The 22,925-nt window shown below is 54.2% G+C and carries 23 protein-coding genes and 1 tRNA gene; 16 read left to right on the top strand and 8 right to left on the bottom strand.

Annotated elements, in window-relative coordinates:
• Positions 1-4: 4 nt before the first annotated feature.
• The gene (locus tag A5774_RS06410) at positions 5-610 is read left to right on the top strand and encodes a DNA-3-methyladenine glycosylase (RefSeq protein WP_064833880.1); all 606 of its coding nucleotides are present in this window, start codon (positions 5-7) and stop codon (positions 608-610) included.
• Between the two features lie 88 nt (positions 611-698).
• Positions 699-1,298 (top strand): TetR family transcriptional regulator, encoded by a 600-nt coding sequence (locus tag A5774_RS06405; protein WP_064833878.1) that lies wholly within the window; start codon positions 699-701, stop codon positions 1,296-1,298.
• Here A5774_RS06405 and A5774_RS06400 read toward each other — a convergent pair.
• The 4 genes from A5774_RS06400 to A5774_RS06385 form a co-directional block, all read right to left on the bottom strand.
• A complete protein-coding gene (locus A5774_RS06400; RefSeq protein ID WP_064833875.1) occupies positions 1,261-3,267 on the bottom strand; it encodes an FAD/NAD(P)-binding protein in 2,007 nt (668 codons plus the stop codon). The two genes, A5774_RS06405 and A5774_RS06400, sit on opposite strands and share 38 nt — an antisense overlap.
• A complete protein-coding gene (nadC, locus tag A5774_RS06395) occupies positions 3,264-4,223 on the bottom strand; it encodes a carboxylating nicotinate-nucleotide diphosphorylase (protein ID WP_064833873.1) in 960 nt (319 codons plus the stop codon). Before nadC ends, A5774_RS06400 begins: the two co-directional genes overlap by 4 nt.
• Complete coding sequence (nadA, locus tag A5774_RS06390; protein WP_082936132.1) at positions 4,224-5,291, bottom strand: quinolinate synthase NadA; 1,068 nt, start codon at positions 5,289-5,291, stop codon at positions 4,224-4,226.
• A 118-nt stretch (positions 5,292-5,409) separates the two neighbouring features.
• A complete protein-coding gene (locus A5774_RS06385) occupies positions 5,410-6,852 on the bottom strand; it encodes a basic amino acid/polyamine antiporter (RefSeq protein WP_031268223.1) in 1,443 nt (480 codons plus the stop codon).
• Positions 6,853-7,054: 202 nt separating this feature from the next.
• Here A5774_RS06385 and A5774_RS06380 point away from each other — a divergent pair, with 202 nt between their 5' ends.
• The 8 genes from A5774_RS06380 to A5774_RS06345 all read left to right on the top strand — a co-directional run bounded on the left by A5774_RS06380 (position 7,055) and on the right by A5774_RS06345 (position 13,301).
• The gene (locus A5774_RS06380) at positions 7,055-7,690 is read left to right on the top strand and encodes a MazG nucleotide pyrophosphohydrolase domain-containing protein (RefSeq protein ID WP_023019721.1); all 636 of its coding nucleotides are present in this window, start codon (positions 7,055-7,057) and stop codon (positions 7,688-7,690) included.
• A 12-nt stretch (positions 7,691-7,702) separates the two neighbouring features.
• Complete coding sequence (locus A5774_RS06375) at positions 7,703-8,506, top strand: lytic transglycosylase domain-containing protein (protein WP_051619238.1); 804 nt, start codon at positions 7,703-7,705, stop codon at positions 8,504-8,506.
• A gap of 107 nt (positions 8,507-8,613) precedes the next feature.
• Positions 8,614-9,891, top strand: a complete 1,278-nt coding sequence (gene eno, locus A5774_RS06370) for a phosphopyruvate hydratase (protein WP_027017690.1) — start codon at positions 8,614-8,616, stop codon at positions 9,889-9,891.
• Positions 9,892-9,922: 31 nt separating this feature from the next.
• Positions 9,923-10,525 carry a septum formation initiator family protein gene (locus A5774_RS06365; RefSeq protein ID WP_021352983.1) on the top strand — a complete coding sequence of 201 codons (603 nt, stop codon included), beginning with the start codon at positions 9,923-9,925 and terminating at the stop codon, positions 10,523-10,525.
• Between the two features lie 53 nt (positions 10,526-10,578).
• Positions 10,579-11,130 carry a DUF501 domain-containing protein gene (locus A5774_RS06360; RefSeq protein WP_021352984.1) on the top strand — a complete coding sequence of 184 codons (552 nt, stop codon included), beginning with the start codon at positions 10,579-10,581 and terminating at the stop codon, positions 11,128-11,130.
• A gap of 37 nt (positions 11,131-11,167) precedes the next feature.
• Complete coding sequence (locus tag A5774_RS06355; RefSeq protein ID WP_064833869.1) at positions 11,168-12,154, top strand: Ppx/GppA phosphatase family protein; 987 nt, start codon at positions 11,168-11,170, stop codon at positions 12,152-12,154.
• A 47-nt stretch (positions 12,155-12,201) separates the two neighbouring features.
• Positions 12,202-12,275, top strand: a tRNA-Leu gene (locus A5774_RS06350).
• A 183-nt stretch (positions 12,276-12,458) separates the two neighbouring features.
• On the top strand, positions 12,459-13,301 hold the full coding sequence (locus tag A5774_RS06345; RefSeq protein ID WP_023019717.1) for a Bax inhibitor-1/YccA family protein: 843 nt from the start codon (positions 12,459-12,461) through the stop codon (positions 13,299-13,301).
• 196 nt (positions 13,302-13,497) lie between these two features.
• On the opposite strand, the gene A5774_RS11260 is transcribed toward A5774_RS06345, so the two are convergent.
• The 3 genes from A5774_RS11260 to A5774_RS06330 all read right to left on the bottom strand — a co-directional run bounded on the left by A5774_RS11260 (position 13,498) and on the right by A5774_RS06330 (position 15,250).
• A complete protein-coding gene (locus A5774_RS11260; protein ID WP_027017692.1) occupies positions 13,498-14,121 on the bottom strand; it encodes a hypothetical protein in 624 nt (207 codons plus the stop codon).
• A 13-nt stretch (positions 14,122-14,134) separates the two neighbouring features.
• Positions 14,135-14,659, bottom strand: a complete 525-nt coding sequence (gene greA, locus A5774_RS06335; protein WP_021352988.1) for a transcription elongation factor GreA — start codon at positions 14,657-14,659, stop codon at positions 14,135-14,137.
• Between the two features lie 144 nt (positions 14,660-14,803).
• Positions 14,804-15,250 carry a DUF4307 domain-containing protein gene (locus A5774_RS06330; RefSeq protein ID WP_021352989.1) on the bottom strand — a complete coding sequence of 149 codons (447 nt, stop codon included), beginning with the start codon at positions 15,248-15,250 and terminating at the stop codon, positions 14,804-14,806.
• A 147-nt stretch (positions 15,251-15,397) separates the two neighbouring features.
• Here A5774_RS06330 and mca point away from each other — a divergent pair, with 147 nt between their 5' ends.
• Genes mca through A5774_RS06315 form a run of 3 tightly spaced genes read left to right on the top strand, consistent with a single transcriptional unit; the run spans position 15,398 to position 17,354 of the window.
• Positions 15,398-16,264, top strand: a complete 867-nt coding sequence (mca, locus tag A5774_RS06325) for a mycothiol conjugate amidase Mca (protein ID WP_023019714.1) — start codon at positions 15,398-15,400, stop codon at positions 16,262-16,264.
• On the top strand, positions 16,264-16,584 hold the full coding sequence (locus A5774_RS06320; RefSeq protein ID WP_021352991.1) for a hypothetical protein: 321 nt from the start codon (positions 16,264-16,266) through the stop codon (positions 16,582-16,584). Before mca ends, A5774_RS06320 begins: the two co-directional genes overlap by 1 nt.
• Before the next feature lie 2 nt (positions 16,585-16,586).
• Positions 16,587-17,354, top strand: a complete 768-nt coding sequence (locus A5774_RS06315) for an isoprenyl transferase (RefSeq protein ID WP_021352992.1) — start codon at positions 16,587-16,589, stop codon at positions 17,352-17,354.
• Between the two features lie 66 nt (positions 17,355-17,420).
• On the opposite strand, the gene coaA is transcribed toward A5774_RS06315, so the two are convergent.
• A complete protein-coding gene (gene coaA / locus A5774_RS06310) occupies positions 17,421-18,335 on the bottom strand; it encodes a type I pantothenate kinase (RefSeq protein WP_021352993.1) in 915 nt (304 codons plus the stop codon).
• A gap of 81 nt (positions 18,336-18,416) precedes the next feature.
• Here coaA and glyA point away from each other — a divergent pair, with 81 nt between their 5' ends.
• The 3 genes from glyA to A5774_RS06295 all read left to right on the top strand — a co-directional run bounded on the left by glyA (position 18,417) and on the right by A5774_RS06295 (position 22,918).
• The gene (gene glyA, locus A5774_RS06305; RefSeq protein WP_064833867.1) at positions 18,417-19,685 is read left to right on the top strand and encodes a serine hydroxymethyltransferase; all 1,269 of its coding nucleotides are present in this window, start codon (positions 18,417-18,419) and stop codon (positions 19,683-19,685) included.
• A 4-nt stretch (positions 19,686-19,689) separates the two neighbouring features.
• Complete coding sequence (locus tag A5774_RS06300) at positions 19,690-21,882, top strand: chorismate-binding protein (RefSeq protein WP_064833865.1); 2,193 nt, start codon at positions 19,690-19,692, stop codon at positions 21,880-21,882.
• 103 nt (positions 21,883-21,985) lie between these two features.
• Entirely contained in the window at positions 21,986-22,918 is a 933-nt protein-coding gene (locus tag A5774_RS06295; protein ID WP_021352996.1) for an ABC transporter substrate-binding protein, read from the top strand.
• Positions 22,919-22,925: the final 7 nt, after the last annotated feature.

Here is a 22,925-nt window from a genome sequence, read left to right as displayed (position 1 = left end):
ACGAATGCTAGATTTTTCTGCTGATGCCGATGTAGTTGCGCCCTTGCTTTTGGGCAGAACCCTGTCTTTTGGCTCTGTGACCATCGAAATTACTGAGGTGGAAGCCTATTTACATGGCATCGACACAGCTGCGCATAGTTTCCGTGGCAAGACACCGGCAAACGCCGCGCTTTGGGGGCCGGACGGACGCCTATACGTCTATATTTCTTATGGTATTCATCGTTGCTGCAACTTGGTGTGTGGTCCGGAAGGCACCGGCCAAGGGTGCTTGCTTCGCTCTGGGCGAGTGATCGCCGGTGAGCCGATAGCGCGTAGCCGCCGGGGCGATGTCAGCTATACCCGTTTAGCGTCCGGCCCTGGAAACCTTGCTAAAGCCTTGGGAGTGGGTACCGAACACAATCACCTCGCTGTAGAACAAGTGCCTGCCCGCATGGACAGCCTGCCGCCACGAGGAACCGCAACAATGAATCCACAGCTTGGCATACGCTCGCAGGAACCTGAATGGGTAGCTGGACCGCGCATCGGCATTTCCAAGAATGTTGCTGCACCCCTGCGGTTCTGGATCCCGAACGACGCGACAGTGACCAGCCCGAAACGGCCACCGAAGTGATAGCCCGGTGTAATATATAACGGAAGAAAATGGGGCCACCACAGGCGGATTGAATGACTTGCCGCTCTGCTCGCAGAAAGGAGCCGCAGTGCGCGCTGATGCCCAAGCGAACCGAGAAGCCATCATTCGAGCATCCCACCGCTTGTTCCAAGAACACGGTATCGATGTCACTTTTCGTGCGATTGCCGCGGCTGCGGGAGTAGGAGTGGCCACCGTACACAGGAATTTTCCGGATCGCTGGGCGTTAATTTTAGCCGTGGGGGACCACGTCTATTCGCAACACTGCGCAATTATCGAAAAATACGATGGCCACTGGGAAGCGCACCCATGGCAGACCTGGACAGATCTTGTCACCGAATTGGTAGAACAAGGTGTCGGTCCGCTGAGTGAGCAAGTTTCGCGCTACGCAGAGCGGCAAGATCTCGTGCAGCAATTCGCCACCGTGGTCCGGAACCGTGATATGCAGCCAATTGAAAAACTTTTAGCCACTGCAGCGAAGTACGGCTTCGTGACGCCCGAGCTGCACGCGCGCCGCTTTGTATTGACCATCGGCGTGCTTTCTCGGAAATTAACCAGTCTGGGGCACGACATCATGCCGGATCATCAGAAGTGGATGACCCAGCTGGTGTTAGCTGGGCTAGCCCAAGCAGCTACGGCTGTGGAGCTTCGTCGCGCAGATCCTGAATAATCGCGTGCACGCTGCGTGCGGTTTTATCCGTTTCTTGCAACATGATCGGGTCGGTACCTGGCATTGGGGAAATCGTGGTATCTGGCATCTGAGCATGTGTGGGAATACCAATGATGTGCAGACGGGAATCCTGACTACCGTCCGGGCGAATCGTCCGACGCGTCGCGTACGCAGTTTCCGGCGAACCTTGTTCCACTCCGTCAATCGAGAACGGACGGATCCGGTCGGAAGCGAATAAAGCCTGGCTCAACGGATCGGCAGGGAAGCGGATATCAGGCTTTGGCAGCCAAGCATCGACAAGCGTTGTCGCACTGGCCCGCCGTGCAGAAACACCCGAACCGCAGGTGAGCGTGAACTCTGCAGAACCAATGGTCAAACGTGGTTGGGCGCCCAAAAATTCCACCAGTCCGGCGTCGACAAGCGCCAGTAACTGTTGGGAACGAAACAGTGGAGGCCCGGAACCAACCATCTGTCCTAAAGCCATGATTTGCGACAGCGTTGGGGTTGTGGAATCTGCCATGAATTTTCCTTGGCTTCCGGCAATCCCAACGTGTTTGCGGCAGGAGGCGAATACCCACAAAGCAGCCTTGATCGGTGAATTGGAACCTTTTAGGGCTTCGTCGATATCTCGGGCCATTGCTTCAGCAACTTGCTGAGTCGATTCGACGCGTGGGTGTAAATACGGCTGCAAATTGCAGATCTCAGTCGTGTGCCGGGCTAACACACCGCTGAGACCGTGCGGATCCAACAACACATATACTGGGGTCGAATCCAGCACGGTGTTGATGTCTTCCGTACTGGTGAGGATCGATTCTGGGGCTAGGCGAGAGAGCGTTGCATAAAAGGCCTGGATAGCATCGCGGATAATCGCCGGAGCAAGGTCGATGGAAAAATCAATCCGCTCTTGCTCCTGCACAGCCTGCAGGGCGTTGTGTAGACGGGGCATATGAGCTTTTGGCGGGAGCGAACCGTAATCTGACTTTGGCAAAAATGGGTAGCCGCGGCGGGAAGAAACTACAAAATGTGGTTCTTTCCCATTGGCTCGATACCGTAGCCCCGAGCGCGTGGTTGGATCTACGTCGAAAGAGCCGCCACGGCCGAGGGTGCATAGTGCTAGCAAATCGAAAAATCCCATTCCTAGTCCCCGCACCAGCACTGGTTTTTCCGCCGCGATATTGTCTACGGGTTGTTCTACTGGGTTATTTGGACTGATCCAGGTTAAATGCTCAGCTTGACTGGCCGCGCGCAATTGGTGCTGCTCGTCGTTATCTGCGTTCAGCACCCAGCCAGTGGCTAGCACAGTGGCGTGGGCGGAAAAGCTGGTGCCGTCGGCAAGGGTAATGACGTCGGTATTAGCGCTGTCCGGGACCGTGTACATGTCAACCGCACGGGAATTGTGTTCGATGACTTCCACAGAATCCGGCAAATGCGCCAGAGCCACCTGATAGACCCAACGCAGGTATTCGCCATAAAGCGCGCGAGAAGGATTGGATTGTTCTACTGTGCCGACTAATTCCTCGTGGTAGTCATTTGCCAGGCCTTTTCGCGGCGGGTGTGAACGAAACAGTGCTTCTTTTTCCTGAACTACCTGAGCGTTGGTGTCATAGTTAAGGTTACCTGCAGTGAATGCCGCTAGCAGATCATCGCCGCGAACCAGGCGGATCCATTCGTATAGTGTTGGGCCAGATAGCACTGAAGCACCCACGGTGGAACCAGGCTCGGTAAATAAAGTCACGGCATCAGCCAACGTGTTCATACACAGTGTACGAGTCTGGGTGGTGTCCCATACCCGACCGGCACCGATTTGGGAATCATCAACGATGTGAATCGTTATCTGTGGGCGGACTGCCTGCGTCTTCGTTTGCGCCTGTCCGGAACTGGACGAGTCGCGTAAATAGGCTGCAAGCCGTTCTAGAACCGAAATACCGCGGGGACCAGCACCGATCAGGGCTATCTGAGTTGCTGTCATGAAAAATCCAATCCAATATCCATTACACGCACTGAGTGAGTTAGTGCGCCCACCGCAAGATAATCCACCCCGGTGGTGCCGTACTCGCCAGCGCGAGCAAGTGTGAGCCCTCCGGAAGCCTCCAGTTTGGTTGCCGGGCTGAGCTCTTGCCGACGCGCTACTGCCGCACGAACTTCGGCGGGGGAGAAGTTATCCAGCAACACCATGTCTGGGTGCAGCGGCAGAATTTCATCGAGTTGTTCTAAGGTGTCGACTTCCACTTCGCACGGAATATCGGGTTTATGCTCACGAACCAGGCGAAGAGCCGCGCTGACGCTACCGCCAGCGGCGTGAACATGATTGTCTTTGATCATCGCGGCATCACCCAAGCCCATCCGGTGGTTACTGCCTCCGCCGGCGCGGACCGCATATTTTTGTAACTTGCGCAGTCCTGGGAGGGTTTTTCGGGTGTCGCGCACCCGGGCTTGTGGGATCGCTGGTTGGTGGCAGTCGCCAGAAGCTTCAGTTTTCTGGGCAAATTCTGTTGCTGCATCTGCGATTGCGCGAACCCACCGGGAGGTCTCGGTTGCGATGCCGCTGGCGTGCGAGATGATGTTGAGTAGAGTTCGCTCGGCAGCTAGGAGCAGATGGGTATTAGCGGTGATCGTCGCTAAGCGCTGCCCAGTGACGACGTGCATGCCATCGTTACATTCCAGAGTGAGCCGGAAATTTTCTGGCCCATGCTCGCCGGTCTGCGAGACCTCATGATCCGCGATCCGATGGGCGACAGCGCTTAATACTGGTTTTATTAGCCCCAAACCGGCGATGACACCGTCCTGCCGGGCGTTCAACTCGGCGGTGCATGAGGCGCTGGTGGTGACCGTTGCTAATGAGGTGTGGTCTGGACCGTAAGCGAAATCTTCGTCTAACGCGGTGTCTATTAGCGCAGAGCAATCAGGAAGCTGCAAGTGATCCATTTATTCGGCACCACCAGGGCTGCCGATCGAAATCATGGCTTCGAGTGATTTACGGGCTGCATTCGCAATATTTTCTGGAACCGTGACTTCATCCGTTTCGGTTTCCAAGCAACGTACTAGCGCTTCAGGAGTGATCATCTTCATATACTTGCACTCAGCGCGATCGTTGACCGCTTGGAAATCAATGTTGGGGGCTGCCTGATGTAGTTGGTGCAGCATACCGGTCTCGGTAGCGACCAAAACCTTATTTTGCGGCTGTTTTTGTGCCCGCGTGATCATCTGACCGGTTGAAAGCATATGCACGCGATCTTGCGGTACCAAGCCTTCATTGGCTAAATACAGTGCAGAGTTCGCGCAACCGCATTCCGGATGGATGTACAAATCCGCCGAGGGGTTGTCCTGGGTTTGCTGGGTCAATTGTTCGGCGCTAATACCTGCATGCACATGGCACTCGCCAGCCCAGATACGTATGTTTTCTCGACCGGTCTCTCGTTTCACATAAGCACCCAAGAACTGGTCTGGGCAGAACAAGATTTCTTGGTCTGCCGGCAAGGAATTGACGACATCGACGGCGTTTGATGAGGTGCAGCAGACGTCGGTCAGGGCTTTTACCTCGGCGGTGGTGTTGACGTAACTGACCACCAAAGCGTTTGGATGTTCGGCCTTCCATTCTCGGAGCTGTTCAGCAGTGATTGAATCCGCCAAGGAGCAACCAGCGCGTGCATCTGGGATGAGTACCTTCTTGCTTGGGGAGAGAATCTTCGCTGATTCGGCCATGAAATGCACACCGCAAAACACAATGATATCGGCATCAGTGGCGGCTGCTTGCCGGGACAGGGCTAAGGAATCGCCAGTGTGGTGCGCGATGTCTTGAATCTCCGGAATTTGGTAATTGTGGGCCAGGATGACCGCGTTTCGTTGTTCTGCAAGCTCCCGGACCCGGTCGGCCCAGGCAGTACGACCATGGTCACTGGTGGAGGAATCACCAGCAGACGTAGCTGCAGCAGTATCGAAAGTGCCAGTAGTGGTAGCAGTAGAACGCGTGAGATCCGCGCTGGTACGAGTCACAGAAGCTCCCAAATAGAAGTGATAGTCACAGGAATCGACGGTGTACTAACCGTACTAAAAACCTGCTGTCAACAACCAGATAAGGGCATGCTGTAACCGGGCTATACGGCTTCGATGCCTACAGGTGTAGCGAGCCTTGTGCCAAACCAACAGCAGCGATAACTGCTGCGATGACCACCAGAATGACGATTGACCATTCAAAACCGTTAAATAATTTTTCTTTGCGCGAGATTCGCGTCAGAACGTACGGGATTATTCCGGGAACAACGGCTAGTGCGCCGAAGAGAATATAAACCGGATCGGCAGCATAAATCAGCCACATGGAATAGATAAACGCTACTGCGCCGATAAGAAGATGGCGTCGGTTTTCGCGCTGGGACATTTCCGGTCCAGACAAATCGAACCTCGTGCCGGCGTGTGGGTGAGTTATGCCTTTGCCGCGTGATGCCAACAGCAGCAGGTATAGCGAGGAAAAGATATACGGCAATAGGTACATCACCGTAGCCAGCTGCACCATTGAAATATAGGCGGTCTCGTTGAGGAAGAATACGATGACCGCGAATTGAATCACGGAGGTAGAAATCAGTTGTGCCATCCACGGAGCGCCTGCGTGGTTGATGGCACCGGTTCGCTTGGGTAGTAATCCGTCAATCGCCATCATGGTCAACGGCTCGGCGCATAGCATTTGCCAGGAAACATACGCGCCCAAAACTGAGATACACAGTCCAATCGAGATCAGCAAGCCGCCGACGGGGCCGATAGCAGCTTCTAGCACGGCGGCCATGGAGTTATCTGGCAAGGCCGCTAATTCTTCTTTACTGAGTACACCAAACGACAACGTCGCCACAGACACCAGCAAGACGAGAACGGAAACGAACCCGAGCACGGTCGCGCGGCCTACGTCGGTGCGTTTCCGGGCCTGTTTGGAATACACCGACGCGCCTTCCACACCGATGAATACCCAGACAGTAAACAACATGATCCCTTGGACCTGTTCAAAAACTGAGCCTTCACTAGATTCACGGCCCCAGAAATCGAGGGTGAAAGTATCCCAGCTGAAACCGAAAAACAGCAGCAGTACGATAAACGCCAGGATCGGCACTAACTTGGCGACGGTAACCACAGTGTTCATGATTGCGGCTTGTTTTACCCCGCGGCTAAGCAACGCGAAAATCACCCAGGTCATGATGCTCACGGAAATAAACGATGCCCAGCGGTTGGATTCGTGGAATAGCGGCACATAGTGGCCGATGGTGTTGAAAAACAGGGTTGCGTAGCCCACCTGCGCGATGACCGAGCCGAGCCAATACCCCCAACCGGAAGCGAAGCCAATAAAATCTCCCAACCCGGCGCGCACATAGGAATACACCCCGGAATCCAGGTGTGGTTTACGCTGTGCCAGAATCTGGAAAACGAATGCTACTGAGAGCATGCCGACGCCGGCGATTGCCCAACCAATCAACATCGCGCCGGGTGCGGCTACTGAAGCGATGTTTTGCGGTAGCGAGAAAATTCCTGCACCGACGCAAGAGCCGATGATGAGAGCGACAAGTGACCACATCGTGACCGTGTGCTTGGATTTTCCGTCTCCTTGCTGCTGAGACGTTTGTGCGGAGTGGGATGTGGCCCCGGTTCCGCTCACTGCCGCGGTGTTGGTGGTGGCATTTGACTCGCTGTGCATGATGGTAAAGCTACCCTGGAAATCCCTGAGCGCGAAAGGCGGGGTGGCTATAGCGGGCATAGTTGCTTATAGGATTGTCTTTATGACTGTTCTGCTTCTTGATCCTCGTTGGCCCGAGCAAATTCCGTTGGAGGTATTCAGTGGCGTTTCTGGCCCGGTGAGCTATACCGAGGAAGTGCCGGTGACAGTGCGCTGGAATTTTGGTGATGTTATTCGTGGAACTGATCCTTCTGGGGCAGGACTTTTGGTGAGTACTAATGAAGCGGACCAGCGCGTGCTGGAGCGCGTGAGTCGTGGCGAGAGGATAATAACTGCGCGTTCGCGGGATGATCAGCTTTATATCGCACGTCAGGTCATGAGGCGTGCCCGTGATATCGGTGAATTTGAATTATTGCAGACCCATAAAACGCTGGTGCCTTATCTGCGCGAGGAGGTTGCGGAGCTTTGCGAGGTTATTGAGTCTGCTGAGACGACCCGGGATATTGATGACGCGCAGTTGGTGCGTGAGCTGGGTGATGTTTTGCTGCAATTGTTGTTTCATGCGGAATTAGGGCGTCGTCGGGAAGCGTTTAGTTTGGACGATGTTGCGGCCAGTTTTATTGCCAAAATGCGTTCGCGCGCGCCGTATCTTTTTGATGGCACATCCAGCATGGTCTCTCAGGAAGAGCAAGACCGATTGTGGATTGAGGGTAAGCGTGCGGAACAGGAGCAAGGGTAGGTTTGTTCCACGATGGATTATTCAGCTCGCAGTAGGAGATCTGGCTGCCTGAAAGTTGGTTGTGCCTCGGTACTGGGGATTATTTTGGTGATCTCTGTGGTGCTGTGGCTGTTGTCGTTTCTCGATGGGCCGTCGGTCACTCGGCAGTTGCAGCCGGTGCCGGATAATGTACCACCGGCAGCGGGCCGAGAGGTGCCGTCTATTGATGTGCATAGCGAAGGACGCACCGCTGATAAGTTGACCTATTGGTCTGAAGGGCTTGCCGACGATACCGGGATCCCGGGGCAAGCATTGCGAGCTTATGGCAATGCGGAGCTGATCGCCCGTGATGCCTGGCCGTCGTGCAATCTGGACTGGACGACGTTGGCAGGAATCGGTTGGGTGGAAACGCGCCATGGGAGTTATGCCGGTAATTGGTTCGATAGGCCTTCTATAGGTGATGACGGCCGGGTGCATCCTCCGATTATTGGGATACCGCTGGATGGCACGAATAATACTGTGCATATTCCGGATACTGATGGTGGGGAATTCGATAACGATAATGTCTATGACCGCGCGGTTGGTCCGATGCAGTTCATTCCCCAAACCTGGCATCGCTACGGTTTGGATGCTTCTGGCGATGGTTACCCTGATCCACAGCAGATTGATGATGCTGCGTTGGCAGCGGCAAAATTGTTGTGTACTGGAGGGCGCAATTTGGATGATCCACAAGCATGGACCGAGGCGATCTTGTCGTACAACAACTCGAACGACTATGTTCTCAAGGTTCGTGATGCGGCGAATTCTTATGCCATTGACCAGCCCGCCTCCCGCTAATACGGGGTGCCTGTTACAGCTTTCGGTGAAATCTGGAACAATTAGGGGTGTTCACTGCACCTGACATGGCGCACTAGTGTGCCGGAAAATCAGAGGAGGCCCAGCCTGTGGCTGATATCATGCATGTTTTTGCACGCGAGATCTTGGATTCCCGCGGCAATCCAACTGTGGAAGCAGAAGTTGTTCTGGATGACGGCGCGCACGGCCGTGCCGGGGTGCCTTCCGGCGCTTCGACCGGTGAGCATGAAGCTCACGAACTGCGTGATGGTGGCAAACGCTACCTGGGTAAGGGAGTGTTGCAGGCCGTAGAAAACGTTAACGAGGTTATCGCTGACGAATTGGCCGGCCAGGTTGCTGATGATCAGCGCCTGATCGACGCGGCTATGCTGCAACTCGATGGCACTGAAAATAAATCCAAATTGGGTGCTAATGCCATTTTGGGTGTCTCTATGGCTGTGGCAAAGGCGGCTGCTGATTCCGCTGCGCTGCCTTTGTACCGTTATATTGGTGGCCCGAATGCCCATGTGTTGCCAGTGCCAATGATGAATATCCTCAATGGTGGTGCGCACGCTGATTCCGGTGTTGACGTTCAGGAATTCATGATTGCTCCGCTGTCTGCCACCAGTTTCGCCGAAGCCCTGCAACAAGGCGCTGAGGTTTACCACGCCTTGAAAGCGGTGTTGAAAGAGCGCGGGTTGTCTACTGGTCTTGGCGACGAAGGCGGTTTTGCTCCGTCTGTGGAATCAACGCGTGCAGCCCTAGACGTGATCGTTGAGGCAATTAAGAAAGCTGGCTACGAGCCAGGCAAAGACGTTGCGTTGGCACTGGATGTGGCTTCTTCTGAGTTCTACGACAATGGATCCTACAAGTTTGAAGGATCCGAGCTTTCTGGTGCAGAAATGGCGAGCGTTTATGCTGAACTGATCGCTGAATATCCAATCGTGTCCATTGAGGATCCATTGGATGAAAACGATTGGGATGGCTACGTTAACCTCACCCGCGAAATTGGCGACAAAGTACAGATCGTTGGTGATGATTTCTTTGTCACCAACCCGCAGCGTTTGCGTGAAGGCATCGACAAAGGTGCCGCTAATGCTCTGCTGGTGAAGGTCAACCAAATTGGCACCTTGACCGAAACTTTCGATGCGGTTGAGCTGGCTCACCGCAACGGTTATCGCACAATGATGTCGCACCGTTCGGGTGAAACCGAAGACACTACGATTGCTGATTTAGCAGTGGCGCTATCTTGTGGTCAAATCAAAACTGGTGCGCCGGCTCGTTCCGAGCGTGTTGCGAAGTACAACCGTTTGTTGCGCATTGAAGAGGAACTAGATGCGGCCGCACGTTACGCTGGACGTGACGCATTCCCACGTTTCCAGGGCTAAAATCCGCGCTGGACGGTAACTCGAGGAGATCATGACTGAGCGTAAAAAGTCTACGCTGCGGACACGGACAACCGTGCCCGTTTCTTCTCGTACCGCCGCCCAGCGTGGACCGGGGGGAAAAACTGCGGTAGCCGGTCGATCTCGAAAGAAATTCCACCAGCGCTTCGACCTCATCAGTGTTGCTGTGATGGTTTCTGTGGTGTTGGTGATCTTGTTGTCGGTGGCGGTGCCACTGCGTAATTATTATGAGGGCCGGGCCGAAATTGCGCGCTTGGAAGATTCCATTGCGGCGAAGAAAGCCGAAAAACTTCGGGTTGAAGACGAGATTGAGCGTTATAAAGACGCGGATTATGTGCGCGAACAAGCGCGCAGCCGCTTCGGGTTGGTAGAACCCGGAGAGACTGCTTATCGCATCATCGATCCGCGTATTACTAATAAGGATTCGGTGACCACCTCACGGCAAGACTATGAGGAAGCCCGCCCATGGTACGCAGTGCTGTGGGACGCAATTGCGGAACCACCAGAGATCCCAGAGCCTGCCGACGCTCCCACGTCCACCGACGGAGAGGAAGTAGAGGGCGATCCGGTGGCCCCAGAAGTCCCAGAACATGCCGAGGATCCAACTAACCGATGAAGTTGTGGTAACCAGTTGCGCGTAGTGCAACTGGTCGTGCGAGAATAGCACACATGAGTGTTACTTCCGCCGAACTTGATGCCGTCGAAAAGCAGCTGGGACGTCGCCCGCGTGGTGTCGTAGAGATTTCGTACCGCACCCCCGACGGTGCGCCGGCGGTGATTAAAACGACACCAAAGCTTCCCGATGGCACCCCGTTTCCCACACTTTTTTATCTCACCGACCCGCGTTTAACGGCGGAAGCTTCACGGTTGGAAGTTGCACACGTGATGAAGTGGATGGAATCCCGCTTGGCGGAAGATGAAGAGCTTGCCGAGGATTATCAACGCGCGCATGAAGCTTTTTTGGCAGAACGCAATGCGATGGAAGATTTAGGTACCGATTTTTCTGGTGGTGGAATGCCGGAACGCGTGAAATGTCTCCATGTTTTGATTGCTTATGCTTTAGCCAAGGGGCCGGATCATTTCCGCCTGGGCACAGAAGCGGTGGCGATGGCAGCTGAGCATGGTAACTTGCGGGGCATTGCCATCCCGGTGGACTGGCCCTCGTGTGAAGGCCTGGGAATCGATCTCGATGATTTCGATTTCAGCAACGCTGAAAAATAGTCGCTGAAAATAGCCGAGCCGAAAAGAAGGAAATTTCATGACCCGCATTGCAGCCGTTGACTGCGGCACGAATTCTATCCGTTTGTTGATCAGTGACGTCACCCGGACTGGCAACACTCCTTCTGGGGTTAGCATTAACGAGGTTACGCGCAGGATGGAAATCGTCCGTCTGGGACAAAGCGTAGATGCTACCGGCGAGCTAGCAGCGGAAGCTATTGTGCGGACGCGGGAAGCGTTACGGAATTACGTGAACATCATGAAATTCGAAAACGTGGAAAAAGTTCGTATGGTTGCTACTGCAGCGGTGCGTGACGCGAAAAGCAATCAAGCCTTTTTTAACATGACTGCCGAGCTGCTCGGAGAAATTGAACCTGGTGTTTCTGCTGAGGTGATTACCGGGGTCGAAGAAGCTGAGTTGTCCTTTTTGGGCGCCGTACAAGATCTCCCTGCTGAAGCCGGCCCGTTTTGCGTAATCGATTTGGGAGGCGGTTCTACGGAATTCATCGTCAGTAAAAAAGGCGAGGAAATCCTTGGCGCACATTCAGCAGCCATGGGGTGCGTACGCATTACCGAGCGTATGCTGCCGTCCGATCCACCGAGCGAGACAGAGGTGGAAATCGCAGACGATTTCGTCGCGGAGCGCATGTCCGAGGTAGAAAAACTTGTGCCAATCAATCAGGCACGAACTGTGGTTGGCTGTGCCGGTACGTTCACGACACTTTCCGCATTAGCCCAAGGCTTAGAGCAGTATGACCCGGAACAAATTCACGGTTCCGTGCTGCGCTTTGATGCTCTTCGTGTATTGCTAGACCAAGTCATTGCTACTTCCGCTGCAGCGCGAGCGCAGAACCCGGTGGTCCACCCTGGGCGTGCCGATGTACTTGGCGGTGGAGCAGTAGCTGTACGTGGGATCATGGACATGATCGAGAGGCACAGTGGAGTACGAGAATTCGTGATTAGCGAAAAAGATATTCTTGATGGGGTGATCTGGAAACAAGCTGAAGCTGTTTCTGTGCTAGAATAATCATCCGTGCCAACAAACAGCTGATAATTGCTGGTCGCTTGGTATTTGCCCCCATAGCCCAATTGGCAGAGGCGGTGGACTTAAAATCCATACAGTGTCGGTTCGAGCCCGACTGGGGGCACAACTAAAAGCGGAAACGCTGAACGGGATACTCAAAACCCGATAACTACCCAAAACTCATTAAATTAGCTAAAGGTGAAAAAGAAATCCCTTGATCGCTAATTGTGGGAACTTTCTAAGCTTTCGCGTCGTTACACTGAGTGAGAATCTATACTCCATGACACGAAAGGCGCGGGATACTACAGTGCGTAACAGCAACCCCGTAATGAGCAACTTGTCTGCTGGAGCAACCGGGAATGGTAATAACGCCGGCTTCCAGCAACAGATGAACTATAACGCCTACGATAACTATGGCGGGCAGGGCGGCTACGCCCCAATGACCGAGCAGCGTGATGCTGATCGTCCGATGACTGTCGACGACGTGGTTACGAAAACTGGTATCACTCTCGGGGTCATCGTGGTCTTTGCCATACTCAATTTTGGCATCGGTATGGTGAACCCACAGATTGCCATGATGGCTACGATTGGTGGTGCGATCGCCGGGTTTATCACCGTCCTGGTTGCATCTTTTGGTAAGAAGTGGGGTTCGCCAGTGGTGACTCTGCTCTATGCCGTGTTTGAAGGCTTCTTCGTCGGTGGTATTTCCATGGTTTTCTCCGGCATGCATGTCGGAGAAGCTAATGCCGCAAGCCTCATCGGCCAAGCGGTATTGGGTACCGTTGGTGTCTTTTTGGGCATGCTGGTCGTCTACAAGACTGGTGCAGTGAAGGTTACTCCACGCTTTAACAAGATTCTGACTTCCTGCATCATCGGCGTAGTCGTGTTGATGCTGGGTAACTTTGTGCTCGCTATGTTTACCGGGAACAACCCGTTGCGTGATGGTGGCATCCTAGCGATTATTTTCTCGCTGGTATGCATTGGTTTGGCTGCAGCATCTTTCTTGACAGATTTCGATGCTGCAGACCGCATGATCCGTGCTGGCGCACCGTCCAAGATGGCTTGGGGCGTTGCGTTGGGCTTGGCAGTAACCCTGGTATGGCTCTACACCGAAATCTTGCGTCTGCTGTCTTATTTCCAGCAACGTTAGATGTAACTTGACGTGCTAGTGGCGGGAATTGTGGTTGTACAGTCTGTAACTACGACTGACACCGTGCCGTCTGTCCCGTCTAGCACCTAGAGACGCGAAACTCCGGTGGGCTAGTCACTACGCTTAAGCGATGACTAGCCCACCGGAGTTTTTCATGCCGTTTATTTTTATGGGCGTTTCGATCCGACTCTGGTAATTAGGGAGTAACCAGTTGCCCGTCGACGAGGATTTCGGAAAAAACGGTTCCTTGGGCTGATTCCACAGGAGAGCGTAAAACCAGAGATACTTCTTGGTTATCCGTGTTTTGCGCAGATGCTTTTGCAGAATCAGACTCCCAAGACGTCCATTTTATTTTTGTCAGACGTTCGTCGGGGTCTGCGCAATCGAGTACAACGTAAGCTGGTTTCCGTTCCGGACTGCCCAGGCAGTTAATAAAACCAATCTTATTTGCTGCTACTTTGCGAGAACTAGTTGTTTTTGTGGCCCCTGAAGAACCCGTCGCAGAATCCCCAGAGGCCGCGGCTAATTCAGAGTCCTCGTCGTCGTCCAGGTCGGACTCAGTGCCACCGATGATGGTTTCCGTGGTGCGCACTGATTCGCCAGTACTGTCGGTGCCGTTGGTTCCGGTAGTGCCGGCAACACCGGTTTCTTGAGTGTTCGTACCGTTCGTGCTGGTTGGTTCGCTGCTACGTGGAGCCTCGAAAGTGTTGCCAGTTTCGACCTTTTGATCTGAAGGATTTTCGTTTGGAGGAGTACAAGCAGCCAAAGCCAAAGCAGCCGCGGACACTCCGGTGACGGCGAATTTGCGATAGTTAGTCATGGGGATATCCTTCTTAGTTTTTGTCGCGTGGGGTGGCGTACAGTGCGGAGTCGTATGGAGCAGCAGAGTCCACGGTCACCTTAATGACGTTGCCATTAGGTGCGGTGTACTGACGGGTTTCGCCCTCTTCTGCGCCCAGGATGGCTGCACCCAGGGGAGACTGTTCCGAATAGGTTTCTAGGTTCTCGTTGTCGGTTGCGGCAGCGCGGGTGCCGATAAGGAAGGTTTCCTTATTTTCTGGGTCCTCGTTGTAGTGCACGTGGACAACTGAGCCGATGTTGGCTACGCCTTCCTGGACTCCGGTGCGCTCGGTAGTGGAATTAGCAAGAATTTCCGAGATGTGCTTGATGCGGGCTTCTTCCTGGTCCTGCATCTCGCGAGCAGCATCGTAGCCGGCGTTTTCTTTCAAGTCGCCTTCTTCGCGGCGCTCGTTGATCTCGGCAGCGACTACCGGGCGGTGGTCAATAAGCGCCTGCAGCTCCTCTTCCAGTTTTGCCTTGGTTTCTGGCGTGATGTACTGCTTTTTATTTTCAGCCATGTCCGTATGAAGCCTTCCTTAGATTCTTCTGGTCGTTCAAACCCTTCGTGTTTGAACTCGCTGCGATGCGACGATTCTGTCTAGATCTTAACGTATGTGTATATCGTTTTTCGTCCCTAGCCCTTATCAAACAAGACCTAGTAGCTAGCTGTCGAGCTTTAGATGTGCTGGGATGGTTCCAGAACACCCGTAGACCCCGCCTGCAACGGCCTTTTCGTCAGAACGAACAGGGACATCGACGCTAATGCGTTCGGTTCGCTTCTCGCCCGGTGCCATGGGGATCTCTACTCGGCCTACCTCAGCCTTGTCATAATTGAACGCCTGCACAATGCAGTAGACGGGAACGGTGGGATCGTCCCGGGTAATATCAACCCATACCCGCAGCGTATCGTCGTCTGGGTACTCTTGGCTGAGCAATGTGATTTCCGCAGGTGGTGTGTCCGCGTTGAACAAGCGGAACAGGCCCCAAGAGCCAATTGCGAGCATAAGAACTAAGAGCGCAACGAGGATTTTGCCGGTGAGATTATTAGCGGGAGTTTTCCTACTGCCGGAACGGTTGGAACCATAACGTGCGCGCGTGCGAGTGCTCATTCTTCGCATCTTAAGGCAGGCGTAGAAGCCAGTACAATTAGGTAATATAATCAATTTCAGCACAATCGATTCGGGTAACGTCGATTCGAAGAACTTTGAGATGATCCATCAGAATGATGAATCAAGCGAATATGTGAAAGGACCGATGTGAGCTACCGGTTGCTGTCTATCCATGCCCACCCTGATGACGAAGCATCTAAGGGCGCAGCCACCACCGCGATGTATGCGCACAATGGTCACGAAGTTTTGATTCTCACCTGCACTGGCGGTGAGCGTGGCGACATTATTAATCCTGCGATGGATAAGCCCGGGGTCAAAGAAAACATGCAGGCTGTCCGTCACGAAGAAATGGCGCAGTCTGTTCAGGCTCTCGGTGTCCAGCACAAGTGGATGGGTTATATTGATTCCGGTTTACCGCAAGGTGATCCTATGCCACCGCTTCCTGATGGCTGCTTTGCTCGCGAAGACACCATGAAGGTTGCTACCGAACTGGTAGAAATCATCCGGGAGTTTAAGCCACATGTCATCATGACTTACGACGAAAACGGTGGCTACCCACACCCAGACCACTTGAAAGTCCATGAGATCAGCATGATCGCATGGGAGCGCGCGGGTGATCCGGAATTTCTCCCGGAGGTTCCAGCTTGGGAGCCGTTGAAACTCTATTACAGCCATGGCTTTGTCTATCAGCGCATGGAGTTATTCCATAACCGTTTGTTGGAACAAGGTAAGTCTTCTCCATATGAGCCGATGATGCAGCGCTGGTCTCCACACTTGGCGGATATTATGGCTCGTGTTACTACGCAGGTGGAGTGTAGTGACTACTTTGCACACAGGGAAGCGGCATTGCGCGCCCACGCCACGCAGATTGATCCAGCTGGCGCCTTTATGGCCACAGACGTGCAAACCCAACAAGAGCTCTGGCCTACTGAGGAATACGAATTAGCGCGTAGTCGGGTAGAAACACAATTGCCGGAGACCGATTTGTTTGCCGGTTTGGAGGAAGCCAACTAATGCAAACATCACTATCTGCAGCCATTGTCTCGGCATCGGTGGCGCAGGCATCGGAAGCAGCGACCGAGGCGTTTTACTGGGCCCAAAACCAGGTGCACGAAGGACCTATGGGGCCAGAATTCGGGAAAGCTTCACCAATCGGCTTACTGGTTATCGTTGCTTTAGTTGTGGCGATTATGATGTTGGGCTGGTCGTTTCACCGACGACAGTCCAGATTTCGACGTCGTCGTGCATTCGCAGAAGATCACGGTCTTGACCCCTTCGACATCGAGGCCATTGATACTGCAATGCGCGAAGTCGGCGTGCACGATCGGCGGTAGCAATGAAACTGCGGGAATTGGTCTATCCCATTTATGAAGCGCGTATTCGCCGCAGCTTGCAGGGAAAGCCGCAGCCGAAGCACGTCGCAATCATGGCTGACGGCAACCGGCGTTGGGCGCGGGAAGCCGGGTTCACCGACATTAGTCATGGGCACCGACGTGGTGCACACAAGATCGCAGAACTGGTTTCCTGGTGCGCAGAAACCGAAGTAGAAGTAGTTACCTGCTATTTATTGTCGACAGAAAACCTACAGCGAGCCCCGGAAGAACTGAACCTACTTTTTGACATCATTACCGATGTCGTCGTTCAGCTTTCGCAAGGGGAACCGAATTGCCAGGTGCGTTTGGTTGGTCATCTGGACCTGCTTCCGGTTGAGGTGGCACAGCGTATGGAAAATGCCGCGGCGACTACCAGGGACAACACGGGAGTTATCGTCAACGTTGCGGTGGGTTACGGCGGTCGACAAGAAATAGTGGACGCGGTACAAAAGCTTATTCGCGCGGAAGCAAGGAAAGGCTTGGCCGCAGACGAGATTGCCGATGCCGTCACGGCAGATTCTATTTCGCATCACTTGTATACCAAAGGCTTACCGGACCCAGATTTAGTGATCCGAACTTCGGGCGAGCAGCGCTTATCTGGGTTCTTGCTGTGGCAGGCTGCCTATTCGGAAATCTGGTTTACCGATACTTATTGGCCGGCGTTCCGCAAGATTGATTTCCTCCGGGCGTTGCGAGAATTTTCGCAACGCTCACGACGCTTCGGCAAATAGCCGCTGCGTCTTCCTTTGCATCTGCCCTGGTCTGCAGGCAAGTTCCCGTTGGGGGAGCCACTAGGATTACAACTTGCGGAGCCGAATTTTTTCCACGAGGTGGTCGTGGTTTTTCCGAAGTACTAGCGAGGCCCGCACGCGCGTTGGCAAGATATTTTCTACCAGGTTGGGTAAGTTAATGGACTGCCAGATCTCGCGGGCTTCGGCGCGGGCTGCGGTTTCTTCCAAATCCGCGAAATGAGCGAAGTGAGCGCCGGGTTCCCGGAATGCAGTGCGTCGAAGCTTCAAGAAACGCTCGATATACCAGTTTTCGATGTCGTCGATATGAGCGTCGACGTAGACGGAAAAATCCACGAGATCCGAGACCATGAGCGTGCGGCCGGTCTGTAAAACGTTCAGGCCTTCGATGATCAAAATATCTGGTTGCCGAATACGCTGGACCTCACCAGGCAAAATGTCGTAAGCAGTATGGGAATACACCGGTGCATGGGCCTCGGGTGCACCTGATTTTACCTCGGTAACGAACCGCAATAACGCCCGTTGGTCGTAAGATTCGGGGAATCCTTTGCGCTTCATTAATCCACGCTTTTTCAACTCTGCCGTGGGCAGTAAAAAACCGTCGGTAGGCACGAGATCAACACGCTGGTGTTTATCCCATTTTTGCAACAGCACCTGCAGCAGACGGGCAGTGGTGGACTTGCCGACGGCTACTGATCCCGCGACCGCGATAATGAATGGCACCTTTTGCGGCGGGTGCCCTAAGAACTGTTGAGCGGCGTCGTTGACTCTGCGGTGAGCTTCGATCTGTAAATGCAGTAGACGAGCCAGTGGTAGGTAGACGTCGGCCACCTCTTCGAGGTCAATATTTTCTCCGATACCGGCGAGCTCGGTAACCTCGTCTTCCGTTAACAACTGCGGGACAGATTTACGCAGGTTGCGCCAGTGTTCTCGGGAAAAATCCAGGTAGGGGCTGGTAGTCATAGTAGGTATTGTCTCATTACCGCTTGGTGTTATTGTTATAAGCATCATAATCGCCACCTGCGTGCAGAAAGGCCCGCTTTGATGTTTGAATCCCCGCTGTCTGAGTTTGACCCAGAGGTAGCTGCTGCCATCGACGGAGAAATCTCCCGTCAACGTGGAACCTTGGAAATGATTGCCTCGGAAAACTTCGTGCCGCGCGCGGTGTTGCAGGCACAAGGTTCGGTACTGACTAACAAATATGCCGAGGGCTATCCCGGCCGCCGCTACTATGGCGGTTGTGAGCACGTCGATGTCATTGAAGACCTCGCTCGGCAGCGTGCCAAGGAGCTATTTGGTGCAGAATTTGCCAACGTACAGCCGCACTCGGGTGCACAGGCCAACGCCGCGGTATTGGCTTCACTGATCAAACCAGGTGACAAGATCATGGGCTTGTCTTTGGCACACGGTGGGCACCTGACCCACGGCATGAAGCTAAATTTCTCCGGCAAGCTGTATGAGGTTGCTGCATACGAGGTGGACCCGGAAACCCATCGCATTGATATGGACAAGGTTCGCGAGCAGGCTTTGGCGGAAAAGCCACAGGTGATCATCGCTGGCTGGTCGGCGTATTCGCGTCGTTTGGATTTCGAAGCCTTCCGTTCCATCGCTGATGAGGTTGGCGCTTATCTGTGGACTGATATGGCGCACTTCGCTGGTCTGGTGGCTGCTGATCTGTACCCATCACCAGTTCCACACTCCGATATTGTTTCTTCCACCGTGCATAAGACCTTGGGCGGTCCGCGTTCCGGCCTGATTCTGGCGAAACAGGATTACGCTAAGCAGATCAACTCGGCAGTCTTCCCAGGCCAACAGGGTGGTCCGTTGATGCACGCGGTGGCGGCGAAGGCTGTGTCGTTCAAAGTGGCTGCCACTGAGGAATTCCGGGAGCGTCAGCAGCGCACCATCGACGGTGCACGCATCTTGGCAGAGCGCCTGACTGCACAGGATTGCCAGGGATCTGGTATCTCCGTGCTCACCGGCGGCACCGATACCCACTTGGTTTTGGCAGATCTGCGGAACTCAGAACTAGACGGCCAGCAGGCAGAGGACCGCTTGCACGAGGTTGGTATTACTGTTAACCGTAATGCGGTGCCGAATGATCCGCGTCCACCAATGGTGACCTCCGGGTTGCGCATCGGTGCTTCGGCATTGGCTACTCGAGGTTTCGACGAGAAGGCGTTCGAGGAAACGGCTGATGTGATTGCGCAGGCATTGCTGGGCAAAGACGTTGCACAGCTGCGTGGCCGCGTTGAGAAGCTCACCCAGGACTTCCCACTGTATGAGGGCCTGGAAGACTGGAAGCTGGTTTAGGTAATTGAAAGTAGTCCTGGTTGATAACCACGACTCGTTTACCAATAACCTGGCTAGCTATGTGCGCATGGCTGGCCAGGAGGTTGTCGTTGTCGCCAATGACGCTGATCTTGGTGGAGTAGATTTCGCCACTTTTATGCGTCAGGGTGGCTTTGGTGCGGTGATTATTTCGCCGGGGCCAGGAACGCCGGAGAACCCGTCTGATTTGGGGCATTCGGTGGCCGCGTTGCACGTTGGGCTGCCGGTGCTGGGGGTTTGTTTAGGCCAACAAGCTATGGCCTGGGCAGAAGGTGGCTCTGTGGTGCGTGCGCCCGAACCGTTTCACGGGCGTCGGAGTCAGATTACGCACGACGGGGTCGGGTTGTTTTCCGGTATTAACCAGGATTATCAGGCGGTGCGTTATCACTCGCTCGTGGTTGCTGATGACGCCAACAATCCTGTACCGGAATGTTTTCGTGTCACCGCTCGCACCGCGGATGCGGATAACTTGGTGATGGGCTTAGCGCATAAGCATAAACCGTGGTGGGGTGTGCAGTTTCACCCAGAATCCATAGCCGATGCGCAGGGCATGGGAATTGTGCGCAATTTTTTGCAGATTGCCGCAGAGGATAGGGCCTCTGCTGATAGTGCCAGCCGTGATGATGCTAGTCGCGATAATGAATCAGATTCAGCGCGTGCAGAAATTGCCGGACTGGAGATTTCCGAATCGACACTTGCCGGGCCCCATAGTGACGAGTCGAATACAGCGGACACCCAGCCGTGGTTGATTTCCCGAGCTTTTCCGGCAGGAGCGCTGGCCACCGACCCGATGCGTGCTTATGAGCATTTGCGTGGGCAGCGTTGGTGGATCGAAGACGGCTCCGGAGCAATCTGTATGGGGGATGATTCCGGGCCACTGGCCAGGCACATCAAAGCGTCGGTAGTGCGCGGAGAAGTGGAGGTTTCTCATGCAGGCACTGGTTGGCGCACTGAAAGCTCTGAGGTACTCGAAGAATCTGTCTTTGACACTATTGAGCGCTTGCTGCAGCACTATTCCGCGGTGCAACCACCCGTGCCTGGGTGCGAATTTGGCTTGGGGCTAGTGGGTTATTTGGGATACGAGCTCAAGGCGGATTGCGGCTATTCTGCTCCCCATGCGCGCGAGGATTTTTGGGATGCGCAGCTGTTGTTGGCGGATCGGGCGCTCATTCTTGTCGACGGCCAGTGCCATGTGGTGGCGCTGTGTGAGAATGCAGAAACGGTTGCTGTGCAACAGGCGTGGGTGGATGCCATGGTCGCAGGATTACAAGAAGCTCAGGAGTTCGAGACTGCAGACGCTGGCGTCTCTGTTGCTTGGCCCAAGCACTCCAAGACTACTGAGGAGGAAGGCGCACCACAAAGCGTCGCGCAGCAACTACATTCGCGTGCGGAATACCTAGATTTGATTGCGCAGTCCCAGGAACTCATTGCAGCCGGTGAGTCTTATGAAATTTGTTTGACTAACCGGCTGACTATGCCAGCTGCCGGGCATCACGCAAAAGATGCGTTCGCGTATTTGCGGAACAACCATGCGTCGGCGCGAGCAGGGCTGCTGGAATTTACTGATTTCGGGTTGGCGTCGACAAGCCCGGAGTGTTTCGTGCGCATCGCAGGTGGTGTGGTTACCAGCAAACCGATTAAAGGGACCCGCCCGCGGGGCGCTAGCGATAGTGAAGATATGGCGTTGCGTGAAGGCCTCCAGACAGCTGAAAAAGACCGCGCGGAAAATCTGATGATTGTGGATCTGGTGCGCCACGATATGAATACCGTTGCGGTGCCCGGCAGCGTGGAGGTGCCGAAATTGTGGGATGTGGAATCATTTCCGAGCGTGCATCAGCTTGTCAGCACAGTGTCTGCCCGGTTGGGAGAGGTCAGTCCAGTTGCAGCCGTGCGTGCTCTGTTTCCCGCGGGTTCGATGACTGGCGCGCCGAAAAAACGCACGCTCGACATCATTGACCGGCTGGAAGGCAGCCACCGCGGTGCATATTCCGGTGCTTTTGGTTATTTTTCATTTCATGGGGCAGTGGATTTGTCCATGACAATTCGCACCCTGATTTTTGAGGGCAGACAGGTGACTTATGGCGTGGGCGGAGCGATCGTGTCCTTGTCTGACCCGGAGGACGAATATACCGAGACCCAAGTGAAGGCCCGGCCGTTGTTTGGGTGGCTATTCACGTAGCCAATTCAGGTTAGGCTGTGTTAATGTAGGTGAGTTTTGTTGGCTGCACCACGCTAATTGGCAGATTTCCTGCGCGCTACGGTGCTTGAACTAGGAGAAACTCGTGAGATTTTTGCGTATTCGACAAGCCTGTGCGGCACTGGCTGGCGTTGGAATGCTTGCCGCACTGACAGCATGTGGTACTGAGCAACCTGATCCTGAAAACAACGCAGCGGATGCTGGCAGCGAGGAACGCGTGGTTGTCCTGAATACGGGACAACTGGAAAACGCCCTGCAGCTCGGAGTGGTTCCGGTAGGTGTCGCCGTCGCTAAGAATGCAGAGGCGATCCCGGAATTTGTGCACGAAGAATATGGTGACGAGGTTGACCTTGACGGAATCGAAGTCGTTGGTGAACGCGCGAATCCGGATATTGAAGCCATCGCAGCACTGAAGCCAACGCATATCTTCGCTAACGAGCGCACGGATTCCGAGATTGTGAAAAAACTAGAGCAACTCGCACCCGTGACATTGGGCAAAGGCGGCGGTGAAAACTGGAAAGGCGATTTTAAGTTACTTGCCTACGCGCTCGATAAAACCGAAGAATACGACAAGTTTATGAAGAACTACGAGAAGCGTGCAGATGCATTGGATGCTGCAATCGACGATGGCGTCGGCACGATTTCTCTGTTACGCCCGAAAAATGATTCCTTCAATATTTTCGGTGTCGAATCCATGGCAGGAATTGTCGCTGCAGATGCCGGATTGCAGCGGCCGGATAGCCAGCAATTCACGGATAAATCCAGTCACGATATTTCTGCGGAGGAACTTGGGCTTGCTGACGCTGATTGGATTTTCTACGGCGTAGTACCCGGAAGCCCAAACCCCACCGAAACCTCCCTGTGGGGCAGCCTGGGCGCGGTACACAAAGACCAGGTTGTTGAAGTGGACAATGATGGCTGGTACCTGAATGCCTCGTGGCTGTCGGCAACGCTGATTCAAGACGGCCTGGCCGAGCATCTTGCTGACGGCACGCAGCTGCCTGAACGCGCTTCGTAAAACGTCG

Source organism: Corynebacterium sp. EPI-003-04-2554_SCH2473622, assembly GCF_001665955.1.
GTDB classification, from domain to species: Bacteria; Actinomycetota; Actinomycetes; order Mycobacteriales; family Mycobacteriaceae; genus Corynebacterium; species Corynebacterium pseudodiphtheriticum.
This window is presented reverse-complemented; position numbering and strand designations above follow the sequence as displayed.